This is a genomic window from Actinomyces gaoshouyii, assembly GCF_002076915.1.
In the GTDB taxonomy this organism is placed as follows: Bacteria; Actinomycetota; Actinomycetes; order Actinomycetales; family Actinomycetaceae; genus Actinomyces; species Actinomyces gaoshouyii.
Map to the genome: position 1 here is coordinate 478,779 of NZ_CP020468.1, position 16,727 is coordinate 495,505.

Annotated in this window: 14 protein-coding genes; 8 read left to right on the forward strand and 6 right to left on the reverse strand. The window is 72.8% G+C overall.

Annotated features, from left to right (window positions below):
* The first annotated feature begins 125 nt into the window (after positions 1–125).
* The 3 genes from B6G06_RS01930 to rplL all read left to right on the forward strand — a co-directional run bounded on the left by B6G06_RS01930 (position 126) and on the right by rplL (position 2,566).
* Entirely contained in the window at positions 126–1,172 is a 1,047-nt protein-coding gene (locus tag B6G06_RS01930) for a hypothetical protein (protein ID WP_125898867.1), read from the forward strand.
* Positions 1,173–1,582: 410 nt separating this feature from the next.
* A complete protein-coding gene (rplJ, locus tag B6G06_RS01935) occupies positions 1,583–2,104 on the forward strand; it encodes a 50S ribosomal protein L10 (RefSeq protein ID WP_080462522.1) in 522 nt (173 codons plus the stop codon).
* A 69-nt stretch (positions 2,105–2,173) separates the two neighbouring features.
* On the forward strand, positions 2,174–2,566 hold the full coding sequence (gene rplL, locus B6G06_RS01940) for a 50S ribosomal protein L7/L12 (protein WP_073451464.1): 393 nt from the start codon (positions 2,174–2,176) through the stop codon (positions 2,564–2,566).
* Between the two features lie 142 nt (positions 2,567–2,708).
* On the opposite strand, the gene B6G06_RS01945 is transcribed toward rplL, so the two are convergent.
* The 4 genes from B6G06_RS01945 to B6G06_RS01960 form a co-directional block, all read right to left on the reverse strand.
* The gene (locus B6G06_RS01945; protein WP_081170692.1) at positions 2,709–5,033 is read right to left on the reverse strand and encodes an NADP-dependent isocitrate dehydrogenase; all 2,325 of its coding nucleotides are present in this window, start codon (positions 5,031–5,033) and stop codon (positions 2,709–2,711) included.
* Positions 5,034–5,123: 90 nt separating this feature from the next.
* The gene (locus B6G06_RS01950) at positions 5,124–5,630 is read right to left on the reverse strand and encodes a DoxX family membrane protein (protein ID WP_080462604.1); all 507 of its coding nucleotides are present in this window, start codon (positions 5,628–5,630) and stop codon (positions 5,124–5,126) included.
* 463 nt (positions 5,631–6,093) lie between these two features.
* Entirely contained in the window at positions 6,094–6,795 is a 702-nt protein-coding gene (locus B6G06_RS01955; protein WP_081170694.1) for a DUF5808 domain-containing protein, read from the reverse strand.
* Positions 6,782–7,264 carry a PadR family transcriptional regulator gene (locus B6G06_RS01960; protein WP_081170697.1) on the reverse strand — a complete coding sequence of 161 codons (483 nt, stop codon included), beginning with the start codon at positions 7,262–7,264 and terminating at the stop codon, positions 6,782–6,784. Before B6G06_RS01960 ends, B6G06_RS01955 begins: the two co-directional genes overlap by 14 nt.
* A 630-nt stretch (positions 7,265–7,894) precedes the next feature.
* Here B6G06_RS01960 and B6G06_RS01965 point away from each other — a divergent pair.
* The 3 genes from B6G06_RS01965 (at position 7,895) to B6G06_RS10715 (ending at position 9,156) form a co-directional block, all read left to right on the forward strand.
* Positions 7,895–8,497 carry a sigma-70 family RNA polymerase sigma factor gene (locus B6G06_RS01965; protein WP_167370992.1) on the forward strand — a complete coding sequence of 201 codons (603 nt, stop codon included), beginning with the start codon at positions 7,895–7,897 and terminating at the stop codon, positions 8,495–8,497.
* Complete coding sequence (gene rsrA, locus B6G06_RS01970) at positions 8,497–8,913, forward strand: mycothiol system anti-sigma-R factor (RefSeq protein ID WP_081170699.1); 417 nt, start codon at positions 8,497–8,499, stop codon at positions 8,911–8,913. The genes B6G06_RS01965 and rsrA overlap by 1 nt, the downstream gene beginning before the upstream one ends.
* Before the next feature lie 168 nt (positions 8,914–9,081).
* Positions 9,082–9,156 carry a 50S ribosomal protein bL37 gene (locus B6G06_RS10715; RefSeq protein ID WP_373284822.1) on the forward strand — a complete coding sequence of 25 codons (75 nt, stop codon included), beginning with the start codon at positions 9,082–9,084 and terminating at the stop codon, positions 9,154–9,156.
* A gap of 272 nt (positions 9,157–9,428) precedes the next feature.
* Here B6G06_RS10715 and B6G06_RS01975 read toward each other — a convergent pair whose 3' ends face one another.
* Together B6G06_RS01975 and B6G06_RS01980 are read right to left on the reverse strand one after the other, a co-directional pair.
* Positions 9,429–10,043 carry a GDSL-type esterase/lipase family protein gene (locus tag B6G06_RS01975; RefSeq protein WP_081170701.1) on the reverse strand — a complete coding sequence of 205 codons (615 nt, stop codon included), beginning with the start codon at positions 10,041–10,043 and terminating at the stop codon, positions 9,429–9,431.
* 119 nt (positions 10,044–10,162) lie between these two features.
* Positions 10,163–13,876: a multifunctional oxoglutarate decarboxylase/oxoglutarate dehydrogenase thiamine pyrophosphate-binding subunit/dihydrolipoyllysine-residue succinyltransferase subunit gene (locus tag B6G06_RS01980; protein ID WP_240494114.1), complete on the reverse strand. Its 3,714-nt coding sequence runs from the start codon at positions 13,874–13,876 to the stop codon at positions 10,163–10,165.
* A 280-nt stretch (positions 13,877–14,156) separates the two neighbouring features.
* Between B6G06_RS01980 and B6G06_RS01985 the strand changes: the two genes are divergently transcribed.
* Both B6G06_RS01985 and B6G06_RS01990 read left to right on the forward strand, forming a co-directional pair.
* The gene (locus B6G06_RS01985) at positions 14,157–15,503 is read left to right on the forward strand and encodes a hemolysin family protein (protein WP_205635463.1); all 1,347 of its coding nucleotides are present in this window, start codon (positions 14,157–14,159) and stop codon (positions 15,501–15,503) included.
* Complete coding sequence (locus tag B6G06_RS01990) at positions 15,500–16,648, forward strand: hemolysin family protein (RefSeq protein ID WP_081170705.1); 1,149 nt, start codon at positions 15,500–15,502, stop codon at positions 16,646–16,648. The genes B6G06_RS01985 and B6G06_RS01990 overlap by 4 nt, the downstream gene beginning before the upstream one ends.
* Positions 16,649–16,727 lie beyond the last annotated feature (79 nt).

The following is a 16,727-nucleotide window of genomic DNA, read 5'->3' on the forward strand; positions in this document are numbered from 1 at the left end:
TCTCACGACCCCGCCGCGCAGCACCGGCACGGGCGCCCCGTCGTGCGGGGCGAACGCCCCTGGTCGCAGGTGCGGAGCCGCCGGTAGCGCGCTGTGCGCCCAGACTGTCCCTCGGCAGCCCTACCGTGCCCCCACAGTCCTGTGAGGAGCCCCTATGCCACTGTCGCGACGTCTCCTGCTGTGGTCCTGCGGCAGCCGCCGCGCTCACCGCGGCCGGTGCGTACGTCCTCGCCGGCTGCTCCGACGACGGCTCGGGCGGCGGTGGGCAGGCCCAGGTCCCCGAGGACTGGGCGCAGGAGGTCATGGAGCCGCTGACGATCCCGCTGCCGGCCGCGATGAGCCTCTTCGCCCAGGAGAGCAGGTCCACCGACTTCTACTGGGACCGCTGCTGGACCACCTCCGCGACCGAGATCCCCACCTCCGACCTCGTCCTCGCCCGCCTGTGGGGGCCCGGCGCTGAGGACAACGCCTCCGTCACCCTCGGCGTCGCCTCGCTCGGCCAGATCGTCGGCGGGGATGTCACGGTCGGTGAGGTCAAGGAGAACGACGGCGGCTCGCGTCAGTCGCTGACGTCCTCCGCGGGCGCGGGCAGCGGTGCCGTGTGGTCGCTCACCAACGGTTTCACCGCGGCCGTCGTCGTCCTGTTCGGCCCGTCGGTGGACGAGGACATGATCGCCTCCTTCGACGCGGGCCTGACCCTGGCCGATGAGCCAGCGCTCGCGGCACCCGCCGAGGGCTGGCAGCGCCGTCAGGCCGCCGGCCTGTCGCTCCTCGTGGGCGAGAGCTGGAACGACGTCGGCCGGCCGGAGAAGCGCAACGGAGCCAACCCCTGGACGAGGGCGTGGACCAACCGTATCCCGACCGAGCCCCAGTGCGCCGTCATGGCCGGGGACGGGCTCACCGGTGCCTCACTGTCCGAGGCCGTCACGGGCTTCCTCAACGACCCGGGGTTGACTGCACTGCGCGACTCGGCGGTCTCGGCCTTCTCCAACGACTCGCTGGAGGGCCAGCGCGTCGACTTCCTGTGGAGCTGGGACGGCGACTTCCCCGGCTGCATGTGGGTCGTGCGCGACGGCGACGTCAACCGGGCGGTCATCCTCATGCGCTGGGAGGCCTCCGGCGACCTTGCGCAGTACCGCGCCGCCGTCGAGGCTGGGCTCACCCTCCTCTAACGCCCGTCTCCCCGGCGCCCGCCGGGGAGACGGCCAGCACGCTGCCGGGTGCGATCCCCGCCTCCCGCGCTGCCCCCGCGGGCATCTCGACGACGGCGGTGGCGGTCGGTCGGCGCCCCGAGGCGACCTGGCCGGATGGTGCGCCCCGCGCGTGTGCGCGCCCGGATACGTGACCGATCGCACTGCGCAGGCCCGACCGCAGCGCTTGCGGTGCCCGGGAGCGTGACCGGTAGTGTGGCACCTGCCAAAGACCGCAGGTCTCCCGCGCGAGCGGGACCAAGTCCGCCATGGGCGGGGCCGGCGCAGGTGAGACGAGACCGCTCCAGCATCGCTGGGCCGCGAGCCCCGTGCCCACCGGCGCGGGGCTTCTTCCGTGAAGGGCGCTGCGGCAGACCACGGAAGGAGGGCCCATGGCACGGCCTGACAAGGAAGCGGCTGTTGCCGAGCTCGCGGACAAGTTCCGCGACTCCGGCGCCGTGCTGCTGACTGAGTACCGCGGGATGAGCGTCGCCCAGCTGAAGACGCTGCGCCGCTCGCTCGCCGGCAACGCCGAGTACACCGTGGTGAAGAACACGCTTGCCGCGATCGCCGCCCGCCAGGTCGGCTTCGAGGCATTCGCGGAGGACCTCAAGGGCCCCACGGCCCTGACCTTCGTCACCGGTGAGCCGGTGGAGGCCGCGAAGGCCCTGCGTGACTTCGCCAAGGACAACAAGGAGCTCGTCATCAAGGGCGGTGTCATGGACGGCTCCGTGCTGTCCGCCGACGGCGTCGACAAGCTCGCATCTCTCGAATCCCGCGAGGTTCTGCTCGCCAAGGCCGCGGGCGCTATGAAGGCGTCCCTGTCCAAGGCCGCGTACCTCTTCGCCGCGCCGGCCTCCAAGGCCGTGCGCACCGTCGACGCCCTGCGCGACAAGCAGGAGGCCGCGGCCTGATCCGGGCCGCGCGCGTCATCCCCCATCCTGCCCGCGCAGGAACCACTTAACCAGGAAGGAACGCCCATCATGGCGAAGCTGACCACCGACGAGCTCATCGAGGCCTTCAAGGAGCTCACCCTCATCGAGCTGTCCGAGTTCGTCAAGGCCTTCGAGGAGACCTTCGACGTCACCGCCGCCGCCCCGGCCGCCGTGGCCGTGGCCGCCGCTCCCGGCGCTGCCGCCGCCGGTGGCGAGGCCGCCGAGGAGAAGACCGAGTTCGATGTCATCCTCGAGGCCGCCGGCGACAAGAAGATCCAGGTCATCAAGGAGGTGCGCGCCCTGACCTCCCTCGGCCTGAAGGAGGCCAAGGACCTCGTCGACGGCGCTCCGAAGCCCGTCCTCGAGGGCGCCAACAAGGAGGCCGCCGAGAAGGCCAAGGAGCAGCTCGAGGGCGCCGGCGCCACCGTCACCCTCAAGTGAGCCCATCCCCGACGTCGGCGCGCGGCCACGCGGCCTGAGCTGACGCGGGGACTCACTGATCGCCCTGGGCCCCGGCCACCGTCTGGTGGCCGGGGCCCAGGCGCGTGCTGCCACGTCAGCCCCTGCCGTTCCCCGGTGGGTCTCAGATCCCGTCGATGACCGCGTTGAGAGCGGCACTGGGGCGCATGACGGCGGCGGTGAGGTCGGCGTCCGGGTGGTAGTAGCCGCCAATATCCGCGGCGTTTCCCTGGACAGCGAGCATCTCGGACTGGATCGTGCCCATGACGGCCTCCAACTCCTCGGCGACGGGGCGGAAGACGTCGGCCAGCTCGGGGTCCTCGGACTGGGCGGCCAGGGCACGCGCCCACTCCAGGGCGAGCCACGCGGAGGAGCCGCGGTTGTCGATCTGGCCGCGCTTCCGGCCCGGGGAGCGGTCGGCCTCGAGGAAGGCGGTCGTGGCGGTATCGAGAGCATTGGCGAGGATAGCGGCGGCCGGCTTCCCACCGCGGTCGGCCACGTGGCGCAGGGCCTCGGCCAGGGCCAGGTACTCGCCCAGGGAGTCCCATCGCAGGTGATTCTCCGCCAGCAGCTGGGCGACGTGCTTGGGGGCCGAGCCGCCCGCGCCCGTCTCGTACAGGCCCCCGCCGCTCATGAGGGGCACCACGGAGAGCATCTTGGCGCTCGTGCCCAATTCCAGGATCGGGAAGAGATCCGTGTTGTAGTCGCGCAGGACGTTGCCGGTCACGGAGATCGTGTTCTCGCCCCGGCGTGCCCGCTCCAGTGACAAGCGCGTGGCCGCCACCGGGTCGAGGATGCGGATGTCGAGCCCTGCGCCATCCGCCGAGCCCTCCACGGGGTCGTCATCGCCGTCGGCCTTATCAGCGCGCTTATCGGCGCCGTCGCCGCCCTCGGTGAGGGCCAGGCCCTCCTCGGCCAGGTAGCGCGTGACGAGCGAGATGAGGACGGCGTCGTGGGCGCGATCCGGGTCGAGCCAGAACACTGCGGGAGCCCCGGTGGCGCGGGCGCGGGCGATGGCCAGGCGCACCCAGTCGCGGATGGGGGCGTCCTGCGTCGTGCAGGCGCGCCAGATGTCCCCGGCCTCGACCTCGTGGGAGAGCAGCACGGTGCCGGGCTCCACCCCCGCTCCCTCGATCGCGACTACCTCCACGGTGCCGGCGGCGTCCATGATGAAGGTCTTGTCGTGGCTCCCGTACTCCTCGGCCTTGCGGGCCATGAGCCCCACGTTCGGGACCGTGCCCATGGTGGCGGGGTCGAGGGCGCCATGGGCCTTGCAGTCCTCGATGACGGCCTCGTAGACGCCCGCGTAGGAGGAGTCGGGGATGACGGCGAGGGTGTCGCGCAGCTCGCCGTCGGCATCCCACAGGGTCCCCCCGCGGCGGATCATCGCCGGCATGGAGGCGTCGATGATGACATCGGAGGGCACATGGAGGTTGGTGACGCCCTTGTCCGAATCGACCATGGAGATCGCGGGGCCATCGGCCAGCTCGGCGGCGATCGCCTCGCGGATCGCCTCCCCGTCCGCGATCCCCTCGAGCCCGGCGAGGATCGAGGCGAGCCCGTCCTCGACCCGCAGCCCGGCGGCGGCGAGCGCGTCCCCGTGCTCGGCCAGCGTCCTCGGGATGACGGAGGCGACGGCGTGCCCGAAGATGACCGGGTCGGAGACCTTCATCATCGTGGCCTTGAGATGGACCGACAGCAGCAGACCCTCCTCCTTGGCGGCGGCCGCCTGCGCGGCCAGGAAGGAGTCGAGGGCGGCGGCGCTCATGCGCGTGGCGTCAACGACCTCGCCCGCCGTGACGGCCAGGTGGTCGCGCAGCACGCGGGGCTCGCCACCGCCCGCGGGCGCGAAGCGGATCTCCAGGGCGCCGTCCTCGCCAACGACGGTGCTGCGCTCGTTGTGCTTGAAGTCGCCCTCGTCCATCGTGGCCACGCGGGTGCGCGACTCAGGGGACCACTCGCCCATGGAGTGCGGGTGGGAGCGCGCGTAGGCCTTGACGGAGGCGGGGGCGCGCCGATCGGAGTTGCCCTGGCGCAGGACGGGGTTGACGGCGCTGCCCTTGACCGCGTCATAGGCGGCGCGGACCTCCTCCGCCAGGGGCGAGGCCGGGGCGTCCGGGTACTCGGGGATATCGAAACCCTGCTCCCGCAACTCGGCGATTGCGGCCTTGAGCTGGGGCAGGGAGGCGGAGATGTTGGGGAGCTTGATGATCGTGGCGCTCGGGCAGGATGTGAGGTTCCCCAGGCGGGCCAGGTCGTCGTCAGCCAGCCCGAAGGCCGCCAGGATGCGCCCCGCCAGGGAGATATCGGCGACGCCGACGCTCACCCCCGCCGCGCGCGTGTAGGCCTCCACGATCGGCAGGAAGGAGGCCGAGGCCAGCATGGGGGCCTCATCCGTGCGGGTCCAGACGATGTCGGGCTCGGTGGCGGTGGTCTGGTGGTCGGTCACTGGAACGGCTCCTCGGGTCGGCGCAGCGGCGGTGGACGTAAGACGGGGCGGTGCGGGCCGGCGCTGGACAGCGCCGACCCATGGGATGGTTCAGGCGGAGGCGCCCTCGTAGCGCTGGCGCACCGCGGCCTTCGCGGCCTGGATCGCCCGGCGCTGCTCCCGCTTGTTCGCGGCGCGCCAGGCCAGCGAGGGGCGGCCGGCGCGGTCCACGGAGGCCAGCAGGAGGCCCGCGCCCAGCGCGCCCCGGCGCAGGAGCCCGGAGACGGCGTCAAGGCGCGCCTCCCTGCCCTTGACCGCCCACACCGGGTGGTTGACGACGGCGAGCGGCACGTTGATCGCGGCCAGCACGGCGGCGCTTGTGCGCGGCGCGCGGCCAGTGGCCAGGCCCAGGCCCGCGGCGACGCTCACGGCGCCGAGGGCGCGGGCGGCCAGGGCGGCGTCGGAGTCCATCACCGGCGGGACGCCCACGCGCTCCAGGGCGGGCGTCACCCTCCTCATCCTCTCGACATGGCGCTTGGGGCGGGCGATCGCGTCGATGCCATCGACGACGAAGCTCGCGGCGAGCAGGGGACGGGCAACGGCGCGCAGAAGATCCATGCCCTTATCCTGGCCCACCTCGGCGGCGCGGGCCAGGCTCAGGGCCCCGCGAGTCCGCGCCACGCGCGCAGCGTTCCGCGCAGACCAGGCCGCACCCCGCCCCGCCAGCAGGCCGGGGAGCCGTCGGGCTGGGGGCGCCGCCCGGATCGTGGGGCCATAACCGCTCATCGGGGCCTCAACCTCTCGCTCGGCCCTTAGATATCGGCTACGGCGTTCTCGATGGCGCCCGGGGCCCGCTCCGCGCGGGGCGCCTCGACCGCCGTGGCCGGCACGCGGCCCGCCACGAGGAAGGCGATCGGCCCCACCATTGACAGGCACACGATGATCGCCAGCCACGCCCGGCGGCCCAGGGCGAAACGCTCCTCGGGGGTTGTCCACCATCGCCGCAGCGCCGCGATGAGGAGACGGACGATCTCGATCGTCAGCGCGCTGGCCAGTGCCGCAACTGTCGTGCTGCTCGGGACTACTCCTGGCCGCTCGCGGCGGTGGTCCTCACGGCGCGGCGGATCGCGGCCCGGGTCGCGGCGATGGCGAGGCCCGTGGCCGCGGCGGTCGCCCCGACGACGACCGCCGCCTGCTGGGCGCGGCCGACCCGTCCCCGTGCTTGGAGGGCGCCGGCGATCCCTGCGCCGGTGAGCAGGAGCGAGGTGGTGGCGTGGCCGAGGCGCTGCGGGAGGTGCGCGTCGAGCGCGAGGTCTACCGCGCCCAGTGCGGTGGCCGCGAGCACGGCTGGCGCGAGGCTCGACGCTGATGTCGCCCGGACCCTCGGCGGAGTGCTCCTGCTAACGGCACCGGCGCCAATGGCCGCTCCCGCGGCGAGCGCGGCCGGCGCCAGGCTGAGCGCGCTCATGCCCGCCGGGCCCAGGCGCAGGTCATCGCCCAGGTCATCCGGGTTGGTCCAGCCCGCCCTTGCCGCGAGGGCCCCGAGATTGAGGTCCCAGCCGATGCCCCAGGCGCGCGGCACGAGGAGGGGGTCGGTGGGGGAGTAGTGGCGGGCGGCCCGCTCGCGCAGACCGCGGGGATCGAGCGAGATGGGGATCCCGAGGATCCTGGGGGCCTCGGCCGGTGCGGCGTCGTCCCACTCGGCGTCCTCCCATGAGGTCGGCATGTCGGTGCCCGGGGTCCGGGTAGGCGAGGGCGCGGCGCGCGATTCAGCGGTGCTCACGAGTCTTCTCCTTCGTCGTTCTCGTCGTTGCCTGTGGGGATCTCGTGGGGTGGCCGGGCTGCGCGGACCTCGTGGATCGTGCGGGGCGATCGGGGCGCGTGGTGCCGCCCAGGAGGGCGGTCATGTCGCGACTCAGGGCCAGCCATACCCGGCGTTGTGCGGCCAGGCGCTCGCGCCCGGCCTGTGTGAGCAGGTAGTAGCGCCGAGGCGGCCCGCTGGGGGATTCCTGCCAGGTGGTCTCCACGACCCCGACTGCGCGCAGGCGGGACAGGAGCGGGTAGACGGTCCCCTGCGGGGCGGCGAGGGCGGGAAAGGCGGCGAGCTCCTCGATGAGGGCGCCGCCATAGATGCCGTCGGGCTTGGCGCGCTCGACCAGTGCCAGGACGGCGAGCTCGAGCGCGCCCTTGCGCAACTGTGGCTCCGCGGTGCCAGCCGCGGTCGTCTTCGAGGCTCTCGCTGGTCCGGTCATCCCCCGCTCAACTCCTCCGCCCCGTCTTCCTGGTCCCGCCATATATCTTGCAATGCAAGGTACCTGGTGTCAGCATCTCCATGAGGTCGTCGCGGGCGTCGGCCCGGCCTGCTCCGGCTTGGCCCCACCGTGTGTCGTCGGACTCGGATGTGCGCCCTGAAGCCGCAGAAACCGTCTCGACCCGCTCTTGCGCCCTCAAACGACGAGAATGAGGGCGCAAGAGCGGGTCGAGACGGTATATCGGGGACGAGACCGCGGTTGCGGCGCGCCGCCGGACCGGGAACAAGTGAGCCCGGACCGGGAACAAGCGCGTCGTCGTCGTCGTTGGAGGAGGCGATGACTGTGATGACCGAGACGGCCGCGCTGCCCAGCCCTGTGGCCCTGATGACCCCTGTTCTCGCCTCCCTGACGGGCGGGGCCCCGCGCCGGCCTTCCCGCGCCGCGCGGCGCATCGCGCTAGGCTCGCCGGTGATGACCCACCAGCAGACCCAGCGCGGCGAGCGCTCCGTGAGCACGATCGACCACGAGGACCGCCTCACCGGCGAGTCCTCAGCCGCACCGACTCCTGCGGACTCCGGGAGCGTCATCCTCGACGACACCCAGGAGCTCGGGGACCACCGCGACACTCCGATGCGAGCCCCTGCCGAGGAGGACGCCGAGGCCCGTGCCGCCCGATTCGAGGCCGAGGCCCTGCCCTACCTCGACCAGCTCTACGGCGCCGCCCTGCGCATGACGCGCAACCGCTCCGACGCCGAGGACCTCGTCCAGGACGCCTACGCCAAGGCCTTCGCCTCCTTCCACCAGTACCGCCCCGGCACCAACCTCAAGGCCTGGCTCTACCGGATCCTGACCAACACCTTCATCAACTCCTATCGCAAGAAGCAGCGCGAGCCCCTGCAGTCCGACGCCGACGCCGTCGAGGACTGGCAGCTCCACCGCGCCGCCTCCCACGATTCCGTCGGGCTGCCGAGCGCGGAGTCCCTCGCGCTGGACGACATGCCTGACGAGGAGATCAAGGCGGCCTTCAACGAGCTGACCGAGGAGAGGCGCCTGGCCGTCTACCTCGCCGACGTCGAGGGCTTCGCCTACAAGGAGATCGCCGAGATCATGGGCACCCCGATCGGCACCGTCATGTCCCGCCTGCATCGCGGGCGCCGTCAGTTGCGCGAGCTGCTGGCCGACCACGCCCGCCAGCTCGGCTACCTCCCCGGCGACGACGAGGAGGGCGAGTGATGGGCGCGCCCGATGCCAGCGCCGCCGCTCGCGGTGCCGCGAGCGGTGAGACCGAGACGCCCTCGTCCCCGGAGAGCGGCTGTATCTCCTGCGAGGAGATGATCGCCCACCTTCAGGCCTTCCTCGACCATGAGTGCGAGCACTCCGTCGCCGAGCGCCTGGCGCGGCACGTGGCCGAATGCGAGCACTGCGCCCAGATCGCCGACGCCGAGCAGCACCTGCGCGCCATCATCCGCTCGCGCTGCGCCGAGCAGGCGCCACCCGAGCTCCGCGCCCGGGTCCTGGGGCGCCTCGCCGTCCTGCGCGGGACGAGCGGCGTCGCCTCCGTGTCCCGGACGACCTCCACCATCGTCTCCAGAGATGGCTCCCGGGTGACCGTCACCCGGACGAGCTCGATGCGCATCGAGCGGGAATGAGCCCAGGAGCCCGCGCTGGTTCGCGGTCCTCCGGGCGTGCGCGCTCGGCCTGTGGCCAGGCGCACGCCGACGGGGCCGCATCCGATTGGTCGGGCCTTGGCGCGGTGTGGGAGGATGGTGCGCGTTCCTTGCCCCCTCGTGGGGCGGATCCGACACGAGGAGGCAACCATGAGCAAGCGCGGTCGCAAGCGCAGGGCCCGGGCCAAGAGCGGGGCCAACCACGGCAAGCGCCCCAACGCCTGAGCCGGGCGGTCACGCCCCGAGCATCGAACGGCGGCGGCCGATCACCCTTGTGATCGGCCGCCGCCGTGCTGCGGCCATCCTCCAGGGCGCCGCTGCGCCCCGGCCTTCGGGCGGAGCACGACGCTGATCCCCTGGCGGTCCCCGCGAGGCTCCAGGTCTCCTGGCCCGCCGTCGAACGATGGGCCGACCGCTAGCGGGCCGGCAAGCCCATGACGGACCGTTCGTCGCGGTCCCACCGCAGCCCGAGCAAGAACACCACGATGCCGCAGGCCTCAGGCGGGGGCCTCAACCCCCAGCCACTCGTACCAGCCGCGGTGCAGCACCAGCCAGGCCATGAGACCGTAGCCGGTCTGGGCCGGGTGCCCGGCGCCCCCGGCCACGTCCGTGAGCCACTGGTCATGGTGGCGCAGCGGGTCGAAGACCTCCACGTAGGGCGTGGAGCGGCGCCGGCACACCTCGGCCGCCGCATGCGACAGCGCCGCCGTCGCATCGGTGTCCGCGTGGGGGAGCGGCGGCGGGCCGACGACGAAGCAGGGCCGGTGCTCGCTGGAGGCCTTGTCGAGGATATTGGCCAGGGCCAGGCGCGACCGCGCGGCGGACATGCCCGCCAGCACATCCCCGACGCCGATGCCGATGACGAGCCGGTTGGCCCGGGTGTGGGTGGAGCGCGGCACCACCTCGGCGTGCCAGCGCTCGGCGAGCTGGGCGAGGGTCTCCCCGGGGATCGCCAGGGCGGAGGGGAGCAGGTCCGCCTCGCGGGGTGTGCGCGCCAGGACGCGGCCGGTCCAACCCAGTGCCCGGGCATCGCCGTATCCGGCGACGATCTCATCTCCGATGAAGTGGATCCTGTTGGCGTCGGCTGCTCCAGGGACGGTTGCTGCGCTCATTGACGGTCTCCTGTTCGTGCGGGAGTCCTCCCGACCAATGGCCCCAGACTACCGATCCGGTCCTCCCGAGCCCGGCGGCGCGCTGCCGGCGCGGCGTCCGCGCCCCGGGGCCGGCGCCGTCAGGAGCGGTCGAAGGCGGCCGTCACCAGCGCCTCCTGCTGGCGCTTGTACAGGCCCGCCGTGCCGGGCGCGGGGGAGGCCGCCGCCGGGCGCGACACGCAGTTGGCCGCGCCGTCGTCGAGACCGCCCCGATGGCCCGCGGGCCAGAGGCGCCGGGCCAGCCCGGCGGGGGCGGTGAGCGCCAGGAAGGGCCAGACGCCCAGGTTCCTCGGCTCGTCCTGCACCCAGACGACCTCCGCGCCGCGGAAGGGCGCCAGCGCCGCCTCGATCGCCTCGCCGTCGAGCGGGTAGAGCTGCTCCAGGCGCACGATCGCCGTGGAGGCGTCCCCACGGCGCTGCCTCTCGGCGACGAGGTCGTAGTAGACCCTGCCCGAGCACAGGAGCACCCGGTCCGCGCCGCCCCCGCGCGAGATCGCCGCGTCGGTCTCCCCGATCACGGGCCGGAAGGCACCGGAGGTGAAATCCTCCACCGGGCTCGTGGCGGCCTTGAGGCGCAGCAGCTGCTTGGGGGTGAACACGATGAGCGGGCGGCGCGGCCGGGAGTAGGCCTGCTCGCGCAGCAGGTGGAAGTGGTTGGCCGGCGTCGACGGCATGACCACGCGCATGTTCTCCTGCGCGCACATCTGCAGGTAGCGCTCGATGCGCGCCGAGGAGTGGTCCGGTCCCTGGCCCTCCTGCCCGTGGGGGAGGAGCATGACCAGGCCCGAGCGCTGCCCCCACTTCTGGGTCGCGGAGGTGACGTACTCGTCGATGACCGACTGCGCCCCATTGGCGAAGTCCCCGAACTGGGCCTCCCACAACGTCAGCCCCTCGGGCCGCTCCACCGAGTAGCCGTACTCGAAGGCCAGGGCCGCGTACTCGCTGAGCAGGGAGTCGTAGATCTCCAGGGGCGCCTGGCCGGGGGTCAGGAAGTTCAGCGGCGTCCACTCCGCGCCCGTGCCGTGGTCGTGCAGGACGGCGTGCCGCTGGGCGAAGGTGGCGCGGCGCGCGTCCTCCCCGGCCAGGCGCACCGGCACGCCCTCCATGAGCAGCGAGCCCAGGGCGATGAGCTCGGCGAAGGCCCAGTCGATGCCGCCGTCGCGGCTGGAGGCCTGGCGGCGGCGCAGCATCGGCTCCAGCCTGGGGTGGACGGTGAAGGTCTCGGGCCAAGCCACCTGGGCATCCCCGATGCGCTCGACGACGCCCGGCTCGACGGCGCTCGTCCAGCCGATCATCATGCCGGCGCCGGCCTCCTGGGAGGCCGGGACCCCCAGGCCGCCGGGGAATCGGCCCACCGTCGTCGGGTCCGCCAGCGAGGCGTCCTCGCCCAGGAGCGGGGCCGGCGGAGCGGCCTCGGGCCCGCCCCGCGCCTGGGCGCGCGTGGAGGCGAAGATCCGCTCCAGCTCGTCGTGGAAGGAGGACTCGATCCGCTCGGCCTGCTCAGCGGTGATCTCCCCGCGCCCCAGCAGGTCGGTGGTGTAGACGGCGCGCGTGGAGGGCAGTGAGTCGATGAGCCGGTACATGACCGGCTGGGTCATCGAGGGGTCATCGCCCTCGTTGTGCCCGCGGCGCCGGTAGCAGATGAGGTCGATGATGACGTCCTTGTGAAAGGCCGCCCGGTACTCGTAGGCGTGGCGCACCGCGCGGGCCACCATCTCGGGGTCATTGGCGTTGATGTGGAAGATCGGCACTTGCAGACCCTTGGCCAGATCCGTGGCGTAGTTGGTGGAGCGCGCCGAGGCCGCCCCCGTGGTGAAGCCGATCTGGTTGTTGACGATGATGTGCACCGTCCCGCCGACGCGGTAGGCGGGCAACTGGCTCATGTTGAGGGTCTCGTAGACCACGCCCTGGCCCGCGAAGGCCGCGTCGCCGTGCACGAGCACCGGCATGACCGTGTACCCGCGCTCGCCCAGGCCGATCCGATCCTGCTTGGCGCGCACGATCCCCTCGACGACGCCGTCGACCGTCTCCAGGTGGGAGGGGTTGGCGGCCAGCGACACCCGGATGCTCACGCCGTCGGTGCCCGAGAAGACGCCCTCCGTGCCCAGGTGGTACTTCACATCCCCGGTGCCCGCCCCCACGATGACGCCGTTGCCCTCGAACTCGTCGAAGACCTGGCCGTAGGACTTGCCGGCGATATTGGTCAGCACGTTGAGGCGCCCGCGGTGCGCCATGCCGATGACCACCTCGTCCAGGCCGTCGTGGGCGGCGGCGTCCAGAAGACGGTCGAGGGCCACGATGAGGGACTCCCCGCCCTCGAGACTGAAGCGCTTCTGCCCGACGTACTTGGTCTGCAGGAAGGTCTCGAAGGCCTCCGCCTGGGCGAGCTTGGCCAGGATCCGGTGGCGCTCATCGGCGCTCATCGGCGCGCGGGGGCCCTCGAGCCGCTCCTGCCACCACGCCCGCTGGGCCGGGTCCTGGATATGCATGTACTCGATGCCGGCGGTGCCGCAGTAGGCCTCGCGCAGCAGGGACAGGATCTCGCGCAGCGTGCCCCTCCCAGCCCCTCCCAGCCCCCGGGTGGGGAAGGATCGGTCCAGGTCCCACAGGCTCAGCCCGTAGGCGGTCAGGTCCAGGTCCGGATGGTGGCGCTGACGGTAGGTCAGCGGGTCGGTGTCCGCGGCGAGGTGCCCGCGCTGGCGGAAGGCGTGGATGAGCTCGGCCACGCGCGCGGGCTTGCCGGTCTCGAGCTCGGGATCGTAGGTGGTGTCGCGCTGCCAGGCGACCGGCTCGTGCGGGACGCGCATTGAGGTGAAGGCGCGGTCCCAGAAGCCGTCGAGCCCCATGAGCTTGCGCTCCACCAGGCGCAGGAACTCCCCGCTCGTGGCTCCCTGGATGACGCGGTGGTCGTAGGTGGAGGTCAGGGTGAGGACCTTGCCGATGCCCTGTCTGGCCAGGGTCTCCTCGCTCGCCCCGGCGAAGGCCGCCGGGTAGGCCATCGAGCCCACGCCCACGATGAGCCCCTGGCCGCTCATGAGCCGGGGCACCGAGTGCAGGGTGCCGATCATGCCGGGGTTGGTGAGCGTCACCGTGGTGCCGGCGAAGTCCTCGACGCCCAGCTCCCCGGCGCGCGCCCTGCGCACCAGCTCCTCATAGGCGGTGATGAACCCGGCCAGGTCCATCAGGTCCGCCTCCTTGATGGAGGGCACGAGCAGCCGCCGCTCGCCCTTGGACGACGGCGCATCGATCGCCAGCCCGAAAGCCACATGCGCTGGGGAGCGCAGGGTGGGGCGGCCGTCGTCGTCGAGCCGGTACGAGACGTTCATCGCCGGCATCTCCGCCAGCGCCTCCACCACGGCCCAGCCGATGAGATGGGTGAAGGAGGCCTTGCCGCCCCGTGTGCGCGCCAGGTGGGCGTTGATGATCGCCCTGTTCTCGATGAGGACCTTGGCCGGCACAGCGCGGGCCGATGTCGCCGTGGGGATCGCCAGCGAGGCCTCCATGTTCCTGGCCGTCCGGGCCGCCGCGCCCTTGAGGCGGATGTCGGTGTTCGAGGCCGGGACCTCCTGCGGGGAGCGGGGGCCGGCCGCCAGGCGCTGGGCGTACGGGGATGTCGGTGGCTCCGTGCTCGACGGCGGGGCCGGGGGCAGGTCCGAGCGCGTGACGTCCTGCAGCGCCCCGGAGGACTCCGGCCCGGGCCCGCCGACGGGGCCAGCCGCCTCGAAGAACTCGCGCCACGGTGCGCTCACCGAGGAGGAGTCGGCCAGCCAGGCCTCGCGCTTCTCCTCCACCATCCACTCATTGGCGCCGAAGTCTGCGGTCTGCGGGGTGGTCACGGCTCATCTCTCCTGATAGAGGGGACGGCGGCGCCGGGGCGCGATACGCGTGGTACCGGCCGGGCTCCGGCTCAAGTCTACGGGCTCATGAGGCTTTGGTCCCGGGAAACGGTGGGCGAGCCGGGATCGCGCCGGCATGCGATGCGACTGCCGGATGAGAACCGTCCCCCGCGCCCCGCCCGGGCGAGCACCGGGCGCGGTGGTAGCGTGCGGCCCACCACCACAGGAAAGGGAAGACGTGCGCGACGCGCTCATGATCCTTGTCGGCATCCTCCTGACCGCGGGCACAGCGGTCTTCGTCGCCGGGGAGTTCTCCCTCGTCGCCCTCGACCCCTCCACCGTTGAGACCCGCGCCGCCGCGGGCGACCGCCGCGCCGAGAGGGTCCGTCTCGCCCTGGGGCGCCTGTCCACGCTCCTGTCCGGCGCGCAGGTGGGCATCACGCTGACCACGATCCTGCTGGGCTACACGATGCAGGACGCCCTGGCCAATATCCTCGACGGCCTCCTGTCCGGCTGGCCGGCCCGGTCCGTGGCCGCCGGCGCCGCCGTCACCCTCGCCCTCATCCTCGTCAACGCCTTCTCCATGCTCGTCGGCGAGCTCATCCCCAAGAACGCCACCCTGTCCGACCCCCTGCGCGCCGCCGGCCTGGTCACCCCGCTGCTGTCCGGCTTCACCACGATCCTGTCCCCGGTGATCCGCGTCCTCAACGGCACGGCGAACATCGTCCTGGGCTGGTTGGGTGTCACCCCCGCCGAGGAGCTCAGCGGCGCCCGCTCCGCCGGCGAGCTCGCCGCCCTCGTGCGCCACAGCGCCCAGGAGGGGGCGCTGGACGCCTCCACCGCCACCCTGCTCACCCGCTCCATCCGGGTGGTCGACCTGAGCGCCGTCGACGTCATGACCGACCGCGGCCGCCTCCACACGCTGCCCGCCGACGCCACCGCCGCCGACGTCGTCGACCTTGCCCGCGCCACCGGGCACTCCCGCTTCCCCGTCACCGGGGACGACGTCGACGACATCCTGGGAATCGTCCACCTGCGCCGCGCCATCGGCGTGCCCTACGCCAAGCGCGCCGAGGTGCCCGCGGCCTCCTCCTCGCTCATGACACCCGCTCCCCGCGTGCCCGAGACCATGCCCCTGGCCTCCCTGCTCGTCGAGCTGCGCGCCCAGGGCGCCCAGATGGCCGTCGTCGTCGACGAGTACGGCGGCACCGCCGGGGTGGTCACGCTCGAGGACGCCGTCGAGGAGATTGTGGGCGATGTCGCCGACGAGCACGACCGGCGCCGCGGGGGCGCCCACCTGGAGGCCTCCGGGGACTGGATCGTCCCGGGCTGGATGCGCCCCGACGAGCTCGCCACCCGCGCGGGCGTCCACGTCCCCGACGAAGGGCCGTACGAGACCCTCGGCGGCCTGATCATGACCGAGCTGGCCCGCATCCCCGCCATCGGGGATCGCCTCGTCCTGCCGCGGGCCGAACTCGTCGTGGAGGCCATGGAGGGGCGCCGGATCACCCGCCTGCGCGTGCGGCCCACGGAGCCGGCCGCCGGCTCCGGCGAGGAGCCCACTGAGCGGGGGGCGCGCGCATGAGCACCCCCCTCGCCCTCGCCATCGCCGTCTCCCTCCTGGTGGGCAACGCCTTCTTCGTCGGCGCCGAGTTCGCCGTCACCTCCTCCCGTCGCGCCGCCCTGGAGCCCCTGGCCGAGGCCGGCGACGTCCGCGCCCGCACAGCCCTGTGGGCCCTCGAACACGTCTCCGCCATGCTCGCCACCGCCCAGCTCGGCGTCACCCTGTGCTCGACGGGACTGGGCGTCATCGCCGAGCCCGCCCTGGCCCACCTGCTCGCCGGGCCCCTGCTCGCCGTCGGCGCGGGGGAGTCCGGCGCCCACGCGGCCGCCGTCGTCGTGGCCCTCGTCATCGTCGTGTTCCTGCACGTCGTGGCCGGTGAGATGGTCCCCAAGAACCTCTCCATCGCCGCGCCCGAGTCCGCCGCGCGCTGGCTCGCCCCGCCACTCGTGGCCCTCTCCCGGCTGTTCGGGCCCGTCATCACCGGGCTCAACGGGATCGCCAACGGGGTGCTGCGCGCGCTCGGCATGGAGCCGCGCGACGAGGTGTCCGCCGTCTACACCGTCGAGGAGGTCGCCGCGATCGTCGAGCGCTCCACCGCCGAGGGCGTTCTCGACGACGACTCCGGCCTGCTGAGCTCCACGATCGAGTTCTCCGAGGAGACCGCGCGCTCGGCGATGGTGCCCCTCGGCGAGCTCGTCACCCTGCCCCCGGACTGCACCCCGGAGGACGTCGAGCGCCAGGTCGCCTCCACCGGATTCTCCCGCTTCCCGATCACCCGGGCGGCCGGGCCCGACGGCGCCGCAGCCGCCCGCGAGGAGGCCGCCGATCCGATCATCACCGGATACATCCACCTCAAGGACATCCTGGGGGCCGAGGAGCGCGAGCGCCGCGAGCCCGTGCCCGCCTGGCGCTCGCGGGCGCTCGTGCCGGTGCGCGCCGACGACGAGGTCGAGGACGTGCTCGCCGCCATGCAGCGCACCGGTGCGCACCTCGGGCGCGTGCTCGAGCCGGCCGGGCAGGGGCGCGGTGAGCGGACCATCGGCGTGGTCTTCCTGGAGGACATCCTCGAGGAGCTCGTCGGAGAGGTGAACGACGCCATGCAGCGCGAGGAGCACCAGCGCAGGGACCGGGATCGACCGCGGCTCAACGCCGTAGAGGATGAGTGATCGCCTTACTGAAGCGGTATTGGCCTGCCCGGATACGCTCGTGCCATACCCCATGTGGCGCTCGCGTCGTCGGCTCGCT